Source organism: Dyella agri, from assembly GCF_044904705.1.
Classification (GTDB): Bacteria; Pseudomonadota; Gammaproteobacteria; order Xanthomonadales; family Rhodanobacteraceae; genus Rhodanobacter_A; species Rhodanobacter_A agri.
This window is the reverse complement of the sequence record NZ_JADIKL010000003.1, coordinates 287,329-305,237: the sequence shown is the minus strand read 5'-3', so window position 1 is coordinate 305,237 and position 17,909 is coordinate 287,329. Positions and strand designations below refer to the sequence as shown.

General features: G+C 68.2%; 14 protein-coding genes. 7 read left to right on the top strand and 7 right to left on the bottom strand.

The genetic code is table 11. The features are described from left to right. Position 1: 1 nt before the first annotated feature. The 6 genes from ISP14_RS07250 to ISP14_RS07225 all read right to left on the bottom strand — a co-directional run bounded on the left by ISP14_RS07250 (position 2) and on the right by ISP14_RS07225 (position 7,755). On the bottom strand, positions 2 to 1,387 hold the full coding sequence (locus ISP14_RS07250; protein WP_404537629.1) for a TIGR03013 family XrtA/PEP-CTERM system glycosyltransferase: 1,386 nt from the start codon (positions 1,385 to 1,387) through the stop codon (positions 2 to 4). Positions 1,388 to 1,699: 312 nt separating this feature from the next. Continuing rightward, positions 1,700 to 2,752 carry an SDR family oxidoreductase gene (locus ISP14_RS07245; protein WP_404537627.1) on the bottom strand — a complete coding sequence of 351 codons (1,053 nt, stop codon included), beginning with the start codon at positions 2,750 to 2,752 and terminating at the stop codon, positions 1,700 to 1,702. Continuing rightward, positions 2,752 to 4,029, bottom strand: coding sequence for a Vi polysaccharide biosynthesis UDP-N-acetylglucosamine C-6 dehydrogenase TviB (tviB, locus tag ISP14_RS07240; RefSeq protein ID WP_404537625.1), 1,278 nt, complete (start codon positions 4,027 to 4,029; stop codon positions 2,752 to 2,754). The genes ISP14_RS07245 and tviB overlap by 1 nt, the downstream gene beginning before the upstream one ends. 270 nt (positions 4,030 to 4,299) lie before the next feature. Continuing rightward, entirely contained in the window at positions 4,300 to 5,619 is a 1,320-nt protein-coding gene (gene thrC, locus ISP14_RS07235) for a threonine synthase (protein ID WP_404537623.1), read from the bottom strand. Beyond that, positions 5,612 to 6,607, bottom strand: a complete 996-nt coding sequence (locus tag ISP14_RS07230) for a homoserine kinase (protein WP_404537621.1) — start codon at positions 6,605 to 6,607, stop codon at positions 5,612 to 5,614. Before ISP14_RS07230 ends, thrC begins: the two co-directional genes overlap by 8 nt. After that, positions 6,604 to 7,755: a homoserine dehydrogenase family protein gene (locus ISP14_RS07225; RefSeq protein ID WP_404537619.1), complete on the bottom strand. Its 1,152-nt coding sequence runs from the start codon at positions 7,753 to 7,755 to the stop codon at positions 6,604 to 6,606. The genes ISP14_RS07230 and ISP14_RS07225 overlap by 4 nt, the downstream gene beginning before the upstream one ends. A 444-nt stretch (positions 7,756 to 8,199) precedes the next feature. Between ISP14_RS07225 and ISP14_RS07220 the strand changes: the two genes are divergently transcribed. The 4 genes from ISP14_RS07220 to ISP14_RS07205 all read left to right on the top strand — a co-directional run bounded on the left by ISP14_RS07220 (position 8,200) and on the right by ISP14_RS07205 (position 10,866). Continuing rightward, entirely contained in the window at positions 8,200 to 8,568 is a 369-nt protein-coding gene (locus tag ISP14_RS07220) for a nuclear transport factor 2 family protein (protein ID WP_404537617.1), read from the top strand. Between the two features lie 45 nt (positions 8,569 to 8,613). Beyond that, positions 8,614 to 9,447, top strand: coding sequence for an alpha/beta fold hydrolase (locus tag ISP14_RS07215; protein ID WP_404537615.1), 834 nt, complete (start codon positions 8,614 to 8,616; stop codon positions 9,445 to 9,447). Between the two features lie 33 nt (positions 9,448 to 9,480). Further along, positions 9,481 to 10,302, top strand: coding sequence for a helix-turn-helix domain-containing protein (locus ISP14_RS07210; RefSeq protein ID WP_404537613.1), 822 nt, complete (start codon positions 9,481 to 9,483; stop codon positions 10,300 to 10,302). 126 nt (positions 10,303 to 10,428) lie between these two features. Continuing rightward, the gene (locus tag ISP14_RS07205) at positions 10,429 to 10,866 is read left to right on the top strand and encodes a pyrimidine dimer DNA glycosylase/endonuclease V (protein ID WP_404537611.1); all 438 of its coding nucleotides are present in this window, start codon (positions 10,429 to 10,431) and stop codon (positions 10,864 to 10,866) included. Between the two features lie 6 nt (positions 10,867 to 10,872). On the opposite strand, the gene ISP14_RS07200 is transcribed toward ISP14_RS07205, so the two are convergent. After that, a complete protein-coding gene (locus ISP14_RS07200; RefSeq protein WP_404537609.1) occupies positions 10,873 to 12,867 on the bottom strand; it encodes a bifunctional 2',3'-cyclic-nucleotide 2'-phosphodiesterase/3'-nucleotidase in 1,995 nt (664 codons plus the stop codon). Between the two features lie 200 nt (positions 12,868 to 13,067). Between ISP14_RS07200 and ISP14_RS07195 the strand changes: the two genes are divergently transcribed. The 3 genes from ISP14_RS07195 (at position 13,068) to ISP14_RS07185 (ending at position 17,821) form a co-directional block, all read left to right on the top strand. After that, the gene (locus ISP14_RS07195; protein WP_404537607.1) at positions 13,068 to 15,296 is read left to right on the top strand and encodes an NADP-dependent isocitrate dehydrogenase; all 2,229 of its coding nucleotides are present in this window, start codon (positions 13,068 to 13,070) and stop codon (positions 15,294 to 15,296) included. A 200-nt stretch (positions 15,297 to 15,496) separates the two neighbouring features. Then, positions 15,497 to 16,519: a TraB/GumN family protein gene (locus ISP14_RS07190; protein ID WP_404537605.1), complete on the top strand. Its 1,023-nt coding sequence runs from the start codon at positions 15,497 to 15,499 to the stop codon at positions 16,517 to 16,519. A 192-nt stretch (positions 16,520 to 16,711) separates the two neighbouring features. Continuing rightward, a complete protein-coding gene (locus tag ISP14_RS07185) occupies positions 16,712 to 17,821 on the top strand; it encodes a TraB/GumN family protein (RefSeq protein ID WP_404537603.1) in 1,110 nt (369 codons plus the stop codon). The last annotated feature ends 88 nt before the right edge of the window (positions 17,822 to 17,909 follow it).

Genomic DNA, 17,909 nt, shown 5'->3' with positions numbered 1-17,909 from the left:
CTCAGCGTGCGCCGCGGCGGAACAGCACCACCTCGACCGTCTGGATCAGGATCAGCAGGTCGAACAGCAGGTTGTTGTTCTTGACGTAGTAGAGGTCGTATTTGAGCTTTTCGGCAGCGTCGTCCTCGGATGCGCCATAGGGGTAACGCAGCTGCGCCCAGCCGGCCAGGCCGGGTTTGAGGCAGTGGCGCAGGTTGTAGTAATGGATCTTCTGCGCCAGATCGGCGACGAACTGCGGTCGCTCGGGGCGCGGGCCAATGAAGCTCATCTCGCCCTTGAGTACGTTCCACAGCTGCGGCAGCTCGTCCAGCCGCACCTTGCGGATGAAGCCGCCGACGCGGGTCACGCGGTTGTCGTTCTTGGCCGCCCAGCGTGCCACGCCATCGCGCTCGGCATCCGTGCGCATGCTGCGGAACTTGATCAGCCAGAAGGTCCGGCCACGCACGCCCACGCGCTCCTGGCGGTACAGGATGGGTTGACCCGGGCCCGATTCGATGCGGATGGCCAGTGCCGTCAGCAGCATCATCGGCCAGGTCAGCACCAGCACCAGCAGCGCCGCGGCCAGGTCGAAGCAGCGTTTGCTGAGCCGGCGCATCGGAGAGGCATAGAAACCGCCCGAGTAGACCAGCCAGGAGGGGTAGGTCAGCGACAGCTGCACACGCCCGGATTCGCGCTCGAAGAAGGTGGTGAGGTCGGTGACCTCGATGCCCAGCTGCCGGCAGTCGAGCAGCTCGTCCATCATCAGGTTGCCGCGGCGGTCGTCGACGCCGACCACGATCTCGTCGATGTGCTGCCGTTCGGCCCAGACATCCAGCGGAGTATCGGGCGTAACCAGCAGCTCCGAGGGGACGTTGACGGTCTCGCCGGGGCGGGGCACGAAGCCGACCACGACGAAGCCGCGGCGGTCGGCGCGGCGGCGCATGCGGTTATGGATCTGCGCCGCACGCGAGCCGCTGCCGAGGATCAGTACGCGCCGCTTGAGCGCCTCCACCTCGACCAGCCGCAGGAAGGCCGCGCGGAACGCGGTGACCGCCACGAAGCCGACCACCAGCGAGATGCCCAGCACGCCGCGGCCCATGTAGGCCTTCGGCAGCACGTAGTAGGCCACGACCAGGCCCAGGCCGCCGAGCGCGAAGCCGACCGCCTGGCGTGCCAGCAGGCCGAACCAGGTGACGCGCATGTGTACCTGGTACTGGCCCATGGCCGCCAGGCCGAGCATCAGCATCAGGCCGAACAGCAGCGAGCGCTCGGGCAGGTGGTGCAGCTCGTTGCCGTTGCCGAAACGTAGCCAGGTGGCGGCGTTCAGGGACGCGCAAAGCAACAGCAACTCGGCTACCGCCAGTAGAAGCAGCCAACGTGTGGACTGTCTATGCAGAAACCGCAGCATTCCTTCAACCCCCTTCCCGGCATCCAGTGCCTGTGGGTTTTGAAGAGTAGCAATGCCGAGGGCCGCTGTCTATATCACTTGATACTCATATGCGCAATACATCTATGTGCCAATTAGGTCACAAAACGTACATTTTTTGGCAGTGATTGACTGTGACAAGGGCAGATTCATCGGCATGGGGCATGACAAGGCCGCCAGCCATGGACTGTGTCTATGGCTGGTGCGGGGACTCGTGGGTTTGCGCGGCCCACGGCGGGAGGGCCGGGGCGGGGCGGTTCCTGCGCGGGGCGCTTGTGGCCCCGCGTAGCTTGCTCAGGGAGCGGCTTGTTGCGCGATGAAGCCCAGGTACCAAGGCATCGCCTCGCCCAGGCCCTGGACCAGGGTGTGGGTGGGCGTGTAGCCCAGGCGCGTGTTGGCGCGGCCGATATCGGCCAGCGAATGGCGCACGTCGCCCGCGCGGAACTCGCGGTGGACCGGGGTCTTGTCGTAGCGCACGCCTTCGACCGCGAGCTGCTGTACCAGTCCATCGAACAACTGGTTGAGGCTGGTGCGCTGGCCCACCGCCACGTTGCAGATCAGGTCGCGATGCTCGTCGGCCGCCAGTGCCGCCAGCAGGTTGGCCTGCACCGCGTTGGCGACGTGGCAGAAGTCGCGCGTGGTCTCGCCGTCGCCGTTGATGAACACGCTCTCGCCGCGGATCATGGTGGCGATCCATTGCGGGATCACCGCGGCGTAGGCGCCCTCCGGGTCCTGCCGACGGCCGAACACGTTGAAGTAACGCAAGCCGATGGCCTTGAAGCCATAGCAGCGCGCGAACACCTCGGCGTAGATCTCGTCGAGCAGCTTGGTCACCGCATAGGGCGAGAGCGCGCGGCCGATCCGGTCTTCGACCTTGGGCAGGCTGGGTTCGTCGCCGTAGGTGGAGCTGGAGGCGGCATAGGTGAAGCTGGTCACGCCGGCGTCGCGCGCGGCCACCAGCATATTGATGAAGCCGGTGGCATTGGCCGCGTGAGTGGCCAGCGGATCCTCGATGGAACGGGGTACCGAGCCCAGCGCGGCCTGGTGCAGCACGTGGCGCACGCCGGTGCAGGCGGCGCGGCAATCCGCGAGCTCGCGGATGTCGCCATCGATGAAACGGAAGCGCGACCAGGCTGCGGGGCCGACCAGTCGTTCGACCTCGTCCAGATTGCGCCGGTGGCCGGTGGCGAAGTTGTCCAGGCCCACCACGGTCTGGCCCAGGCCCAGCAGGGCCTCGACCAGGTTGGAGCCGATGAAGCCGGCGGCACCGGTGACCAGCCACGTGCCCGTTTCGGCGCGCACGCGCGCCTGCAGGTCCGGCGGCAGCAAGGTGTCGAGGGTCGCCATCACAGCCTCCCGTCCACGGCGTCGCGTGGCAGCACGTATTTGACATCGTAGAGCACGGACGACGGCTTGCCATAGGCGCGCACGCCGGCGGCGCCCAGTGCCACGAACTGCCGGTGGCCCACCGCCACGATCACCGCGTCGTACGCGCCCATCGGGGGCTCCGCCAGCGGGGTGAGGCCGTATTCGTGCGCGGCCTCGGCCGGATTCACCCAGGGGTCGTGCACGTCCACTGTGGTGTTGTAGCCGTGCAGCGCCTGCACGATGTCGACCACGCGCGTGTTGCGCAGGTCCGGGCAGTTTTCCTTGAACGCCAGGCCCAGCAGCAGCACGCGTGCGTTCACTGGGTTGATGCCCTTGCGTACCATCAGGCGGATCACTTCGCCGGCGATGTACGGACCCATGCCGTCGTTGGTGCGCCGTCCGGCGAGGATCACGTCGGGGTGGTGACCTACTTCCTGTGCCTTGTGGGTGAGGTAGTAGGGGTCGACGCTGATGCAGTGGCCGCCGACCAGGCCGGGACGGAACGGCAGGAAGTTCCACTTGGTGCCGGCGGCTTCGAGCACCTCCAGCGTGTCGATGCCGAGCTTGTTGAACAGGATCGCGAGGTCGTTGACCAGCGCGATGTTGAGGTCGCGCTGAGTGTTCTCGATCACCTTGGCCGCCTCGGCCACCTTGATGCAGCTGGCCTTGTGCGTGCCGGCGACGATGATCGAGCCGTACAGGCGATTCACGAAATCGGCGACTTCCGGGGTAGAGCCGGAGGTGACCTTGAGGATGCCGGTGACGCGGTGCAGCTTGTCGCCCGGGTTGATCCGCTCGGGGCTGTAGCCGGCGAAGAAATCCTGGTTGAAGACCAGTCCGGAGCCCTCGGCGAGGATCGGCACGCACACTTCCTCGGTGCAGCCGGGATAGACGGTGGACTCGTAGACCACGATGTCGCCCTTCTTCAACACCTTGGCCAGGGTCTGGCTGGCCTTGATCAGCGGCGTCAGGTCGGGGCGCTTGGCCTGGTCGATCGGGGTGGGCACGGTGACGATGTAGACGTCGCGGTCGCGCAGGTCGTCCAGCGCGGCCGAGAAGCGCAGGCGCGTGGCGGCGCCCAGTTCGTCGGCATCGACCTCCAGCGTGCTATCGCGGCCGGCGCGCAATTCCTCGATGCGTGCGGCGTTGATGTCGAAGCCGAGCGTGTCGTGGTGCTTGCCGAACTCTACTGCCAGCGGCAGGCCGACATAGCCCAGGCCGATGATGGCGATCTTGCTGTCTTCCGGATTCCGCATGCGGGGGTCCCTAGTCTGCTGACTGTCACAGTCGCCGTGGTGGCAGCGGCCGTGACGGGGGCGGGTGAGGTGTGCGCTGTGCAGCTGCGGACGAATCCGCATGCCGCTTACACGGGATCATGCACGCGGCTGCGTACCACCGGCGCAGCCGGCCCCCTTCGTCCTATCCTAGCGGCTGCGCAAGCCGGCAGCATAGCAACGAAAAGACGCCAGTCATCCGCGAGCCGGGTACATGGCATTACCGTGATGGCGATACGGCCGCGGCCGGTTTCAGGCCTGCGCCGACGCGCGCAGCCAGCGCGACAGCGACGCTTCCGTCGCTGCCATCGGCGCGGCGCTGGCCGGGCGTTGCAGCATCGCCGCTAGTGCGGGTGGTATCGCTAGCGGCCGCTCGACGAGGGGCTCGACCACTTGCTCGAACTTCGCCGGGTGCGCGGTGGCGGCCACCGCCCACGGTTTCGCGTCGCCCGATTCGCGCAAGCGGTCGAGCAGGTGCACGGCGGTGGCGGTATGCGGGCAGAAGATTTCGCCGTGCCCGCGGGCCTGCGCGGCGAGGGTGTGGCGGATCGTGGCGTCGTCCACGCTCTGCGCTTGCAGCGCGCGGCGCAGCGTGGCGTCGTCGCCGCCGAAGGTCCAGCGCAGGCGTTCGACATTGCTGGGTGCGCCCACGTCCATCGCGTTGGCCAGCGTGGCGACGGCTTCGCGCGGCATGTAGTCGTGGCCGGCGAAGAATTCCGGCAAGGTGGCGTTGGCGTTGCAGGCCAGGCGAATCTCGCCGACCGGCAAGCCCATCGTGCGCACCCACAGGCAGGCCAGCGCATTGCCAAGATTGCCGGTGGGCACGATGAAGTTCAGCGCTTCGCCGCGCTCGCGCCAGAAGCCGAGTGCCGCATGTGCGTAGTAGCTCATCTGCGGCAGCAGGCGGCCGAGGCTGATGCTGTTGGCCGAGCTGAGCGGCACGGCGGCCTGCAGCTCGGTGTCGCTGAGCGCAGCCTTCACCATGCGCTGGCAATCGTCGAAACGACCAGCCACGCGCAGCGCCTGCACGTTGTCGCCGAAGCAGCCGAGCTGATGCGCCTGCCGCGGCGAAACCAGGCCATCGGGATACAGGATCGCCACGCGCACGCCTGCCTGGCGATGGAAGGCCGCACCCACCGCCGCACCGGTGTCGCCCGAGGTGGCGACAAGGATGGTGAGTGGCCGCGAGTCATTGCGCGGCAAGCGGCGCAGGCAGGCGGCGAGGAAACGCGCCCCGGCGTCTTTGAACGCGGCGGTCGGGCCATGGAACAGTTCCAGCACGTGTGCGCCGCTATACGGGAGCTCGCGCAGCGGCACGGGAAAATCCAGCGCCTCGGCGCAGATCGCCGGCAGTTCGCCAGCGAGCGGGTCGCCCGCGAAGAACGGTGCGAGCAGGGTTGCCGCGGTGTCGGCCAGCGCGCCATCCGGGTCGAAGTCCGCAGGAGTCAGCGACGGCAACTGCTTCGGCACATACAAGCCGCCGTCGGGTGCGAGCCCGGCGGCGATCGCCGCACTCAGGGCAGCGGCCGGTGCGCGGCCACGGGTGCTCAGGTAGCGCAAGCTCTCACCCATGGCTGACTTCCGCTGCCTCGTCGAGCAACTTGGCTGCAGGTCCGTCGATCGGCGCGACGAACGTATCGCTGCCCAGGCCGGCCTCGGCAAACGCCGCCTGCATCGCGGCCGCGGCCGCTTCCGCTTCGCCGCGGTGTTCGAACCAGCCGAACACGCTCGGCCCGCCGCCCGAAATGCTGGCGCCCAGCGCCCCGTGATCCAGTGCCGCCTGCTTCACGCGGGCGAAGTTCGGCACCAGCGGCGCGCGGCGCGGTTCCACCAGCACGTCCTTCAGGCCGGCGCGTACCAGAGCGGCATCGCCGCGGAAGCAACCGGCAAGCAGCAGCGAGAGGTTCGCGCTCTGTGTCACGAATTCGCCCAGTGCGTAATGGCCGGCCAGGGCGGCGCGCGACGCGCGCGTTTCCAGCACGCAGTGCGGATGCACCAGGGCGCAATGCCAGTCCGCGGGCACCGGGATGCGCAGCAGGCGATCGTGCGTGGCCAATACCAGGCCGCCGAGCAGCTGCGGGCCGACGTTGTCGCCGTGGCGGCCGCCGCTGGCCACCGCCTCGCCGTCCATCGCGAAGCCGTACAGCGCTTCGCGCGGCAACGACGTGTCCAGCAGCGCGTTGGCGGCGACCAGCGCCGCCACGCAGGAGGCGGCCGAGCCGGCCATGCCGGAGCCCAGCGCGATGCCTTTGTGCAAGGTGAGCTCGAAGCCGTGCTGCACACCCAGTGCCTTGCGCAGTGCCAGCAGGGCGGCGCCGGCAGTGTTCGCGCCCGCGTCGGTGGGCAGCGCGGTGACGCAGCCGTGGATCGCGGCTATGCGCACGGTGGGTTCGTCGATGCGGCGCACTTCCGCGTGGTCGCCGGCGCCGGCCATGCTGTGGCCGAGGATGTCGAAACCCACACCGACGTTGCCCACGCAAGCGGGCGCGAAGGCGGTGGCATGGTCGAGGCGTGGTGGTCGTGCGCTCATGGGTTCCTGCAACAGGGCGATGGCGTTCATGCCTGCACCCCCAGTGACTCGGCGATGCGCAGCAGGTCGGCGAACACGCCGGCCGCGGTGACTTCCGGCCCCGCGCCGGGGCCTTGCACCTGCAGCGGATTATCGCAGTAGCGGCGGGTGGTGAACTGCACCACGTTGTCGGTGAGCCGGCTGTGCGCGAAGGCATGCGTGGCCGGCAGCACCGCCAGCTTCACGCTGGCGCGGCCGCGCCGGTCGAGACTGGCGACGTGACGCAGCACGCCGCCTTCGACACGCGCCGCGGCCAGTTTCGCGGCCAGCGGCGCATCCAGCGCATCGAGACGTTGCATGAATTCGTCCAGCGACAACGCAGCCAGCGCCGGCGGCACCAGACTCTCCACATCCACTTGTTCCAACGACAGCGGCCAGCCGGCTTCGCGGGCCAGGATCACCAGCTTGCGCGCCACGTCGAGGCCGGACAGGTCCGCGCGTGGGTCGGGTTCGGTATAGCCGAGCGCGTGTGCCTCGCGCAGCAGCGCGGAGAACGGCTGGCTGCCGTCGTGCCGGTTGCACAGCCAGGCCAGGGTGCCGGAAAACATGCCCTCGATACCCAGCAGTTCGTCGCCGGTGTCGAGCAGGTCGCGCAGGGTCTGCACCACCGGCAGCCCGGCGCAGACGGTGGCCTCGTAGCGGAAGCGCGCGCCGCTGGCGCAGGCGGCGCGGATCGCCTGCCAGCGTTCCAGCGGGCCGCTGCCGGCCAGTTTGTTCGGCGTCACCACGTGCAGGCCGGCGGCCAGCCAGTGCGGGTAGTGCGCGGCGACCGCTTCGCTGGCGCTGCAGTCGATCAGCAGCGCGTGGCGGTCATCGTTGCCGCGCACGTGGGCAGCGAATGCATCCAGGTCGTTCGGCCGCCAGATCTGCGCACCGGCGTGGCGGCCGTTGAGTTCGGCGTCGTCGCAGTCCAGCCACATGCGCTTGCTGGCCACCACGCCGCAGAGTTTCAGCTCCAGCGCATGGTCGCGCGCCAGTCTCGGCTGCGCGCTGCGCAGCTGCTCCAGCAGCGCCCCGCCGACCCGGCCGGGACCGATCACGCCGACCGCCAGCGTGCGCCGCCCGGTGGTGCCGGTACGCGGCATCGCCAGCGGAGGCAGCGCATGGTGGGGGACTTGCTCGATTGCACAGGTGATCACGACGGCCTCTCCGTTGGAGGCCCGTCCTGTCTGGCGTGTCGGTGTGTGTGCCGGCCCGCCTCGTCGAGGGCGGGCCGTTGCGTGGAAAAATCAGCTACGCACGACGCTCCGCCCGGACCGGGTACCGGTACCGGTGGTAATCGTGGTGGTAATGGTGCTGGCGATGTCGCCCGCGCGCGACGGCATGCGACCGGCGGAAACCGGGGCGTAATGCATGCGTGCGGGTGCGGAAAGCGGCGACATGGTGTCGACACTAAGCCCTATGTTGCACTGCAGTCAACAGGTGCATCTGCAACTGTTTCGCGGCCATCGTCAACGGCGCGCGGCCGCGGCCAGCCATCGCAACGATGGCTTCGACCTTCCCGTTTTCGATTACCTGCCAGGTAATCGCCTCGCCGCGGCAGCGACCGCAAGCTGTGCCCACACCCACCACGGAGCACAGCCATGAGCGCCACCCGCGAACTGATCGAAAACTACATCCGCAGCTGGAACGAGACCGATCCGCTGCGTCGTCGCGTGCTGATCGAGCGCGTCTACGCCGAGCAGGTGACCTACACCGACCCGATGGCGCAGGTGCGCGGCTGGGAGGGTATCGACGCCTCCATCGCCGCGGTGCAAGGCATGTTTCCCGGCCACCGTTTCGCCCTTGCCGGCGAGGTGGACGCGCATCACGACCTGGCCCGCTTCCAGTGGCAGCTGAGCGCCCCGGGCGACGACGAACCGCTGGTGATCGGTTTCGACGTGGCGGAACTGGACGAGGGCCGTGTGCGCCGCGTCCACGGCTTCCTGGACAAGGTGCCGCAGACGGCCTGAACCGGTCGCGCCTGTTTCCCCCATCCCCCTTTGCCGGAGTACGCCATGAGCCATTTCACCACCACCGACGGCACGCAGCTGTTCTACCGCGACTGCGGCCGCGGCCAGCCCATCGTGTTCGTCGCTTCCTGGGCGCTGGATTCGCGCACCTGGGGGCCGTACATGCTGCATTTCCAGGAGCTCGGCTATCGCTGTATCGCGCTGGACCGGCGCGGCCACGGTCGTTCGGACGATCCCGGCCACGGCTACCGGCTGGACCGCCTCGCCGACGATCTGGCGGAACTGCTTGAACACCTGGATCTGCGCGACGTCAGCCTGGTTGCGCACTCGATGGCCAGCGGCGAAGCCACACGCTACCTCGCGCGGCATGGCCGCGGACGCGTCGCCCGCGCGGTCTTCCTTGCTCCGACCGCGCCCAGCTACGTCGAGGGCAGCCGCGAGCCGTGGAGCATGGACGAGCCCACCACCGCGGCCGTGCTCGCCGCGATTCGCCGCGATCTGCCGTACTGGCTGACCGACAACGCGAACGACTTCTTCCTGCCCGCCGAAACCGGGACCACGCCGGAATACATGCAGTACACCATCGACATGATCTGCGGCGTTTCGCTGCAGGCGCTGGTGGAATGCTTCCGCGCCAAGCGCGTGGACTTGCGCGAGGAGTTGCGCAACTTGCCGGTGCCCCTGCTGGTGATCCATGGCAACCGCGATGTGAGCGAGCCGGTGCAGCAGGGACGCGCCACCGCGGCGATGGTGCCGGACGGCCGGTTCCTGGAGTACGACGGCGCCCCGCACGGGTTCTACCACACGCATTACGAGCGGCTGATAGCCGACATCCACGCATTCCTGCGCGAGGCCGGAGTCATGCCTCGTGCCGCCTGAGCATCGGCCACCGACCACTGGCATCATCGCCGCATGAACGTTCAGACCATCGACGCCGACCGCCCCGTCGGCGACCTGCTGCGAGAGTGGCGCCGCCATCGGCGCCTCTCCCAGCTCGAACTCGCCACCGGCGCGGAACTCTCCACCCGGCACCTCAGCTTCGTCGAGTCCGGCCGCGCGCTACCCAGCCGCGACATGATCCTGCGGCTGGCCGAATACCTCGACGTGCCGTTGCGCGAACGCAACGCCTTGCTGGTCGCCGCGGGCTTTGCGCCCGCGTTCCGCCAGCGCACCCTGGACGATCCCGCGCTTGCCGCGGCACGCGCCACCATCGACCTGCTGCTGAAGGGGATGGAGCCCTATCCGGCGCTGGCAGTCGACCGCTATTGGCAGCTCGTCGCCAGCAATCAGGCGACCTTGCGCATGCTTGGTGGCGTGGCACCCATGTTGCTGGAGCCGCCGATCAACGTGCTTCGCCTGAGCCTGCACCCCGCCGGGCTCGCGCCGCGCATCCGCAACCTGGGTCAATGGCGCGGGCACCTGCTGCACCGCCTGCGCCAGCAGATCGATGCCAGCAACGACCCCGTGCTCATCGCGTTGCTGCGCGAACTGCAAGCCATGCCGGCTCCGGAGGGTGCCGGCGAGGTGGATGTGCAGACGTCCATCGCCGTACCCATGCAGCTGGAGCTGGATGGCCAGGTGCTCTCCATGCTCAGTACCACCACGGTGTTCGGTACGCCGGTCGACATTACCCTGGCCGAGCTGGCGCTGGAGGCCTTCGTGCCTGCCGATGCGACGACGGCGGAGTGTCTGCGGCGCATGGCGGAGTCGCACGAACCCGCCGTGTCGCCCTGAGCGGAGGACCGTCCGCCAGCGCGGACTGCCTGCGCCATGCACGGATGGATCGGATCGCAGCGATGCGGCGCACGTGGCATCCTGCGTCGCCATTGGCTCGTCGTTTCCGGGCCATGGGAACTCGTCATGCGCTTGTGGTCGCTGCATCCGCGTTACCTGGATGCCAAGGGTCTGGTGGCCCTGTGGCGTGAGGCCTTGCTGGCACGCGCGGTATTGCGTGACGCCACGCGCGGCTATCGCCACCATCCGCAGCTCGACCGGTTTCGCGAGCATCCGGCGCCGCGGCAAGCGATCAATGCCTATCTCGCCGCGGTTTACGCCGAGGCGCAGGCGCGCGGTTATAGCTTCGATCGCAGCCGTTTCGGTCCGGTGCGCGGGGAAGTGGCCATGCTGCCGTTGAACGACGGCCAGCTCGACCTGGAGTGGCGGCACTTGCTCGCCAAGCTGGCGCTGCGCGATCCGGCGCGGCATGCGTGCTGGCAGGGGCTGGCCCGGCCGGACTGCCACCCGTTGTTTCGCCTGCGGCGCGGGCCGGTGGCGGCGTGGGAGCGCGCTACCGGCTAGCGCGTCTTAATGCGACAGGTCGATCGCGTAGGTGGCCGTGCCGTCGCCGTGATCCTTCAACGCGCGGATGTTGTTGAGGCCGTCGGTTTCGGCGATCGCCTGCTTGCCGCTGGCGCTGGTGAACACCACCGGACCTGCGGTCCTGAGCTTCGCGAAGCGCCAGGAGCGGGCGGGCAGGTCGCGCATGCCGATGTCGCGATGCTGCTGCAGCCAGCGCGCCACGATCTCGCGCGTGCCGTCGGGCGCGGCCAGCACGATGTTGCTGCCGTCCAGGCCCGGGAAGCGGCCGCCGCCGCTGGCGCGGTAGTTGTTGGTCACCACGATGAAGGGCTGGTCGGGTTTCACCGGCTTGCCATCGAACGTCAGCGACACGATGCGCTGGCCCGCCGGCTTGGCCACGTCGATGACGTAGTGGATGCCGCCCTGGAGCTGGTCGAAGTTGAAGCCGGGGAAATGGGTGTTGATCAGCGGCTGCGCATCGGTCTTTGCCGGGTCGATGCGATTGAAGCGCGTGGCGGATTCTTCCAGCCACGCCTTTACACCCGCGCCGTCGATCTTCACCGCGGCGAGCGTGTTCGGATAGAAGTACAGGTCGGCCGCGCTGCGCAAGGTGAGCGGGCCGGGCGCCACATCGGTGTAGTCGTCCGGGCCGCCGAAGCCGGTGCGGAACGCGGCGGCGGCGGAAAGCACCGGCACCTTTGCAAGTTCCGGGTGCAGGCGCGGCAGCTCGCTGCGCACGTAGTCGCGCTGCGCTGCATTGACCACGGCCAATGCCGTCATGTCGCCCTGGTCGGCGAAGTAGCTGCTCATGCGTATGCGGCTGGCGCCGATCGGCGTGTTCACGTAGGCCACCGCGGCCTGCTGCACCGTCGCCACCAGCGGCGCGATGGCCGGGTCGGCCGCCACGCAGCTGGCGGCGTCGCCGGGCTTGCTGCAGATCGGGCGTACTTCGCTGTGCGTCTGGTGCTTGTCGATGGTCCAGCGGCCGTCACGGCGATCCAGCGCCAGTTCGATCACGCCGAGATCCTTGCCGAAGAAGCCGCCCATCACCGCCGGCACGCCGCGCACGAAGCCGCGCACGGCGTCCACGTCCTGCATGTGGGCGAAGCGCGGACCGGGGAATTCGGTGTGCGAATGGCCGAGCAGCAGCACGTCAATGCCGGGCACGCCGGCGAGATGCCAGCCGGCATTCTCCATCGCGGGCGTGTACGGCGCGGTGTCGAGGCCGCCGTGCACGACCGCCACCACCAGGTCCGGATGCTGCGCCTGGATCTGCGGCAGGTATTTCTTGGCCGCTTCCACCACACCGTCCACGGTGACCTTGCCGGCGAGGTTCTGCTTGTCCCACTGCATGATCGGCGGCGGGGTGAAGCCGATGATCGCCACGCGCAGCGGCACGCTCTCCGTCGTGCCGTCAGGCAGCTGCACGGCGATGGGTTTGCTGACGATCGTCCACGGCTTGAAGATCGGCGCGCCGTCGCGCGCGCTGTCCACGTTTGCCAGCACCAGCGGGAAATGCGGGCCGGCGCAATGCTGCTGCGCGCCGCCCTCCACGTTCATCGGCGTGCCGCTGACCTGCGAGAGCCAGCCCAGACCGTAGTTGAACTCGTGGTTGCCCGCGGTGCCGCCGTCGTAACCCACCGCATCCATCGCACGGTAGATCGCCAGCTCCTGGCCGCAGGCCAGCTTCTGCACCTGTGCCTGCCAGTCGGCCAGCACCGTGCCCTGGATGGTGTCGCCGCTGTCGAACAGGAAGTGGTTCGGAAACTGTTTGCGCGCCGCGTCGATCAGCGTGGCGGTGCGTTCGAAGCCCAGCGTGGGATCGGCTTTCTGCTTGTAGTAGTCGTAGCCGAGGATGTTGGAGTGGATATCGGTGGTTTCCAGGATCGCCACCGTGGCGTGCGAGCCGTCGGGCAGGCCGGGCGCGTGCCGGGGCTGGTGGGCGCAGCCGGCGAGCAAAGCGGTGGCGAGGAGGGCGAGGCGGGTGCGGCGAGGAAACATGACGGGATCGAATAAGCACATGGAGCCGGCAAACTAACAGAACGCTGTGACAGCTGGCAGGCCGCCATACACCGGGGTTGGCGCCATGCCGGCGCGATGCAGGCGGGCGGGCCGGCGCTTTGCCGCCCGCGCGGGAAACCGCGACAATGGTCCGCTGGCCTCGCGCCATCCCCCATCGCCGTCAGAGAGTCCCGCCGACCATGTCCGATACGCCGAAGATCATCTACACCCTCACCGACGAAGCGCCGTTCCTCGCCACGGCTTCGCTGTTGCCGATCGTGGAGGCGTTCGCCGCCACCGCGGGCATCGCGGTGGAGACGCGCGACATCTCGCTGGCGGGACGCATCCTGGCGCAGTTCCCGGATCGCCTGAAGGACGGGCAGAAGATCGGCGACCACCTCGCCGAACTGGGCAAGCTCGCTACCACGCCGGACGCGAACATCATCAAGTTGCCGAACATCAGCGCCTCGGTGCCGCAGCTGAAGGCTGCGATCAAGGAACTGCAGGCGCAGGGCTACGCGTTGCCGGACTACCCGGATGTGCCGCAGGACGACGCCGAGAAGGATGCCAAGGCGCGCTACGACAAGGTGAAGGGCAGCGCGGTGAATCCGGTGCTGCGCGAAGGCAACTCCGACCGCCGCGCGCCGCTCTCGGTGAAGAACTACGCGCGCAAGCACCCGCACAAGATGGGCAAGTGGAGCGCGGACTCGCAGACCCACGTGTCGCACATGGACGGCGGCGATTTCTACGGCAGCGAAAAGTCCGTGGTGATGGACGCGCCGGCCACGGCGAAGATCGAGTGGTTCGGCAAGGACGGCACCAGCAAGGTGTTGAAGGAGAAGGTCGCGCTGAAGGCCGGCGAGATCCTCGACGCGTCCGTGATGAGCCGCAAGGCGCTGGCCGCCTTCATCGGCGCGCAGGTCGCCGATGCCAAGGCGAAGGGCGTGCTGTTCTCGGTGCACCTCAAGGCCACCATGATGAAGGTGTCCGACCCCATCATGTTCGGCGTGGTGGTGAACGAGTTCTACAAGGACGTGATCGCCAAGCACGCCGATGTGCTGAAGCAGGCGGGCTTCGACGCCAACAATGGCATCGGCGACCTGTATGCGCGCCTCGGCAATCTGCCGGCGGAGACGCAGGCGGCGATCAAGGCCGACATCGCGGCCGAATACGCCAAGCGCCCCGCGCTGGCGATGGTGAATTCCGACAAGGGCATCACCAACCTGCATGTGCCCAGCGACGTCATCATCGACGCTTCGATGCCGGCGATGATCCGCGACTCCGGCAAGATGTGGAACGCCGAAGGCAAGCAGCAGGACTGCAAGGCCATCATCCCCGACCGCAGCTACGCGGGCGTGTACGCGGCCACCATTGCCGACTGCAAGGCGCACGGCGCGTTCGATCCCGCGACCATGGGCAGCGTGCCCAATGTGGGCCTGATGGCGCAGGCCGCGGAAGAATACGGCTCGCACGACAAGACCTTCCAGATCGCCGCCGACGGCGTGGTGAAGGTGACCGACGAGGCCGGCAAGGTGCTGCACGAGCACGCGGTGGAAGCCGGCGACATCTGGCGCGCCTGCCAGACCAAGGACGCGCCGGTGCAGGACTGGGTAAAGCTCGCCGTGTCGCGTGCACGCCTCAGCAACACGCCGGCGGTGTTCTGGCTCGATGCGCAGCGTGCGCACGACCGCGAGATCATCAAGAAGGTCGAGCGTTACCTCAAGGACCACGACACCAGCGGCCTCGACATCCGCATCCTCGATCCGGTGGCGGCGACGACGTTCTCGCTGGAGCGCATCCGCCAGGGCCAGGACACCATCTCGGTCACCGGCAACGTGCTGCGCGACTACCTCACCGACCTGTTCCCGATCATGGAGCTGGGCACCAGCGCCAAGATGCTCTCCATCGTGCCGCTGATGGCGGGCGGCGGCCTGTTCGAGACCGGCGCCGGCGGCTCCGCGCCCAAGCACGTGCAGCAGTTCCTGGAAGAGGACTACCTGCGCTGGGATTCGCTGGGCGAGTTCCTGGCCCTGCAGGCGTCGTTCGAGTTCGTGGGCGACAAGACCGGCAACGCGCGCGTGAAGGTGCTGGCCCGCACGCTGGACGAAGCCAACGGCAAGATCCTCGACAACGACAAGTCGCCCGCGCGCAAGGTAGGCGAGCTGGACAACCGCGGCAGCCATTTCTATCTGGCCCTGTACTGGGCGCAGGCGCTGGCTGCGCAGGACGAGGACGCTGCGCTCAAGACGACATTCGCGCCGCTGGCGAAGGCCTTGACCGAGAACGAGGCGAAGATCGTGGGCGAGCTCAACGGCGCGCAGGGCAAGCCGGTGGATATCCAGGGCTACTATCACCCGGACCTGGCGCTGGTCGGTAAGGCCATGCGCCCGAGCGCGACCTTCAACGAGGCACTGGCCACGCTGAAATAAGCCGCCGTCGCCCAATGCATGCGGGCGGTCGCCGCCGTCCGCTGCGTTGCCGGCGTCATGCAGCCGCCATGCGCGACCGGTTAGCCTGTGCCGTCCTCATGGACACGTGGCGTGGCGGCGTGGCTTGCCTGGCGGCGGCAGCTTGAAACCGCGCGGCATCCGTTACTGATCCTGGAGATTCCCGAAAGGAAATGGAGCGCATGATCCGGGCATCCTGGCTACCGTTGCTGCTTTGCGCCTTTGCCGGGCCGTTGTGCGCGCAGACCGCCGCCGTGCCTGCGCACGCATCCTCGACCACTGTCACGCTGGCCCCGGTCACGGTCACCGGTGTGCAACCCGGTCCCAGCCTGTGGAAAGTGAGCAGGGGCGGCCATGTGCTGTGGGTGCTGGGCACGCTGACGCCGTTGCCCAAGCGGATGCAATGGCGTTCGGCGCGAGTGGAGCGGGCACTGGCGCAATCGCAGCAATTGCTCGAAGTGCCGACGGCCCAGCTGAAGCTGGATACCGACGCCGCTGGCAAGCTGCTGCTGTTGCCGTCCGCATACGGCACACGCATGAACCTCGACGATGCCACCTTGCAGCAGTTGCTGCCGCCGCCGGCTTATGCGCACTGGCAGGCGCTGCAGCACCAGTACGGCGTGCATGGCTGGGGCAGCGCGCACTGGCGGCCGATCGTGGCCGCGCTCGAACTTTACAAGGCAGCTTTGGCGCAGGCCGAGCTGACCGATTCGGACGAGGTGGCGCATGCCGTCGAGAAGCTGGCACGCCGACATGACGTGAAGCGCACGCCAGTCGAATACCAGGTGGTGATCGCGCATCCACGCGACGCAGCGGAAACCATCCGGGAAACCCGTCCGCAAGACATCGACTGCCTGCAGCAGACCATGGACGCGGTGTCGCGCGGCATGGGCTTATTGGCGACGCGCGCCAACGCCTGGTCGGCCGGCGACCTTGCCGCCTTGCGCGATACCTCGCCGGAAGCGCATGACGGAGCGTGCGTGGTCGCCACGATGAATGCCGACTTCGAACGGCAACTGGACGTACACGACCTTCCTGCGCGGATCGACGCCGCCTGGCTGGACGCCGCGCAGCAAGCGCTGACGCGCAACGCGACCAGCTTCGCCATGTTGCCGATGGACAAGCTGCTGTCGCCCGACGGCCCGCTGGCGCGGCTCGAAGCCGAAGGCTATGCCGTGCAATCGCCGGACGAAGCCGATCCGTAAGGCACGATGCGCGGGAAGCCGGCGGGTATTCGACACTGCTTAGCCTCTCGCCGTTGCGGCCTTGGCCGATCGAACGGGTCCGTTCAAGCGTCGTTGCCCCGTTTGGGCGAACATCCGGCGATGGCCGCGGTCACAGCGCCGGCGTCGGGTGGACACTGCCCGGATGCCGGGCGCCCGATATTGCCGACGAGGATGAACCTGATGCGCCCCTGGATCGTGCTGTTGTGTTTCGTGCTGGCCGCGCCGGCCACGGTGGCTGCACCGGTGCAGACCCCGCCACCGGCAACCACGGCACCGGCACCAGCGGTGCCTGCCAACGTGCCGCTGCTGGCGCCGGTGGTGGTGAGCGGCGTGGTGCCCGGCCCGGGCTTGTGGAAGGTCAGCAAGGGCGACCACGTGCTGTGGGTACTGGGCACCTTGTCGCCGTTGCCGGGGCATATCCAGTGGGAGTCGCACGAGGTGGAGCAGGCGCTCGCGCAGTCGAAGCAGGTGCTGCTGGCGCCGAAGATCAAGATGAAGGCGGACATCGGCTTCTTCGGCAAGCTCTTCCTGTTGCCCACGGCCTATGGCGCGCGCAAGAACCCCGACGGCAAGACACTGGACCAGGTGATGGATGCGCCGACCTATGCGCGCTGGCTGGTGCTGAAGAAGCAATACATCGGCGACGACGGCGGCATCGAGCGCTGGCGCCCCTTGTTCGCGGCGCAGGAGCTCTACAAGAAGGCATTGAAGACGAACGGGCTAAGCAACGACGGTGGCGTGTCGGGCGCAGTGGACGCACTGGCGAAACGGGGCGGCGTGCCGGAGACGCCGGTGGAATACCAGGTGGAGATCAAGCAGCCGCGCGAGGCGCTCAAGGCGTTCAAGGCCGCGGCGCCCAGCGACCTGGAGTGCTTCAACCGCACGCTGGACAGCATCGAGCACGATGTGCCGGCGATGACCGCGCGCGCCAACGCCTGGGCCACCGGCGATCTGGAGGAGCTGCGCCAGTTGCCCGACAGCCATCGCCGCGACGCCTGTGTCACCGCGATCACCAGCGCCGGCTTCGCCCATCAGCTCGGCCTCGACGACGTGCCCGCGCAACTGCAGGCCGTGTGGCTGGCCGCAGCGCGCAAGGCACTGGCGGACAACACCACCAGCTTCGCCCTGCTTCCGATGAACGAACTGCTGTCGTCTACCGGTTATCTCGCCAGGTTGAAGGCGCTGGGCTATGCGGTGGAGGCGCCGATCGGTCTGGACGAAGCCCCTGCCGCGGCCGGCAGCGCCGCGCCCGCACCGGCGGGTTCGGCGGCTGCACACTGAGGCGACGGAGCGAGGCCGCTTGCCGGCGCGCTGAACTTCGACCCGGCGGGCTGGTCCGTGCGAAACCCAGGAAAGGGTCAAGGGAGTG

Coding starts and splice junctions, on each gene's coding strand:
- ISP14_RS07250 (WP_404537629.1), bottom strand. CDS start 1,387: ATGCTGCGGTTTCTGCATAGACAGTCCACACGTTGGCTGCTTCTACTG.
- ISP14_RS07245 (WP_404537627.1), bottom strand. CDS start 2,752: ATGGCGACCCTCGACACCTTGCTGCCGCCGGACCTGCAGGCGCGCGTG.
- tviB (WP_404537625.1), bottom strand. CDS start 4,029: ATGCGGAATCCGGAAGACAGCAAGATCGCCATCATCGGCCTGGGCTAT.
- thrC (WP_404537623.1), bottom strand. CDS start 5,619: ATGGGTGAGAGCTTGCGCTACCTGAGCACCCGTGGCCGCGCACCGGCC.
- ISP14_RS07230 (WP_404537621.1), bottom strand. CDS start 6,607: ATGAACGCCATCGCCCTGTTGCAGGAACCCATGAGCGCACGACCACCA.
- ISP14_RS07220 (WP_404537617.1), top strand. CDS start 8,200: ATGAGCGCCACCCGCGAACTGATCGAAAACTACATCCGCAGCTGGAAC.
- ISP14_RS07215 (WP_404537615.1), top strand. CDS start 8,614: ATGAGCCATTTCACCACCACCGACGGCACGCAGCTGTTCTACCGCGAC.
- ISP14_RS07210 (WP_404537613.1), top strand. CDS start 9,481: ATGAACGTTCAGACCATCGACGCCGACCGCCCCGTCGGCGACCTGCTG.
- ISP14_RS07205 (WP_404537611.1), top strand. CDS start 10,429: ATGCGCTTGTGGTCGCTGCATCCGCGTTACCTGGATGCCAAGGGTCTG.
- ISP14_RS07200 (WP_404537609.1), bottom strand. CDS start 12,867: ATGTTTCCTCGCCGCACCCGCCTCGCCCTCCTCGCCACCGCTTTGCTC.
- ISP14_RS07195 (WP_404537607.1), top strand. CDS start 13,068: ATGTCCGATACGCCGAAGATCATCTACACCCTCACCGACGAAGCGCCG.
- ISP14_RS07190 (WP_404537605.1), top strand. CDS start 15,497: ATGATCCGGGCATCCTGGCTACCGTTGCTGCTTTGCGCCTTTGCCGGG.
- ISP14_RS07185 (WP_404537603.1), top strand. CDS start 16,712: ATGAACCTGATGCGCCCCTGGATCGTGCTGTTGTGTTTCGTGCTGGCC.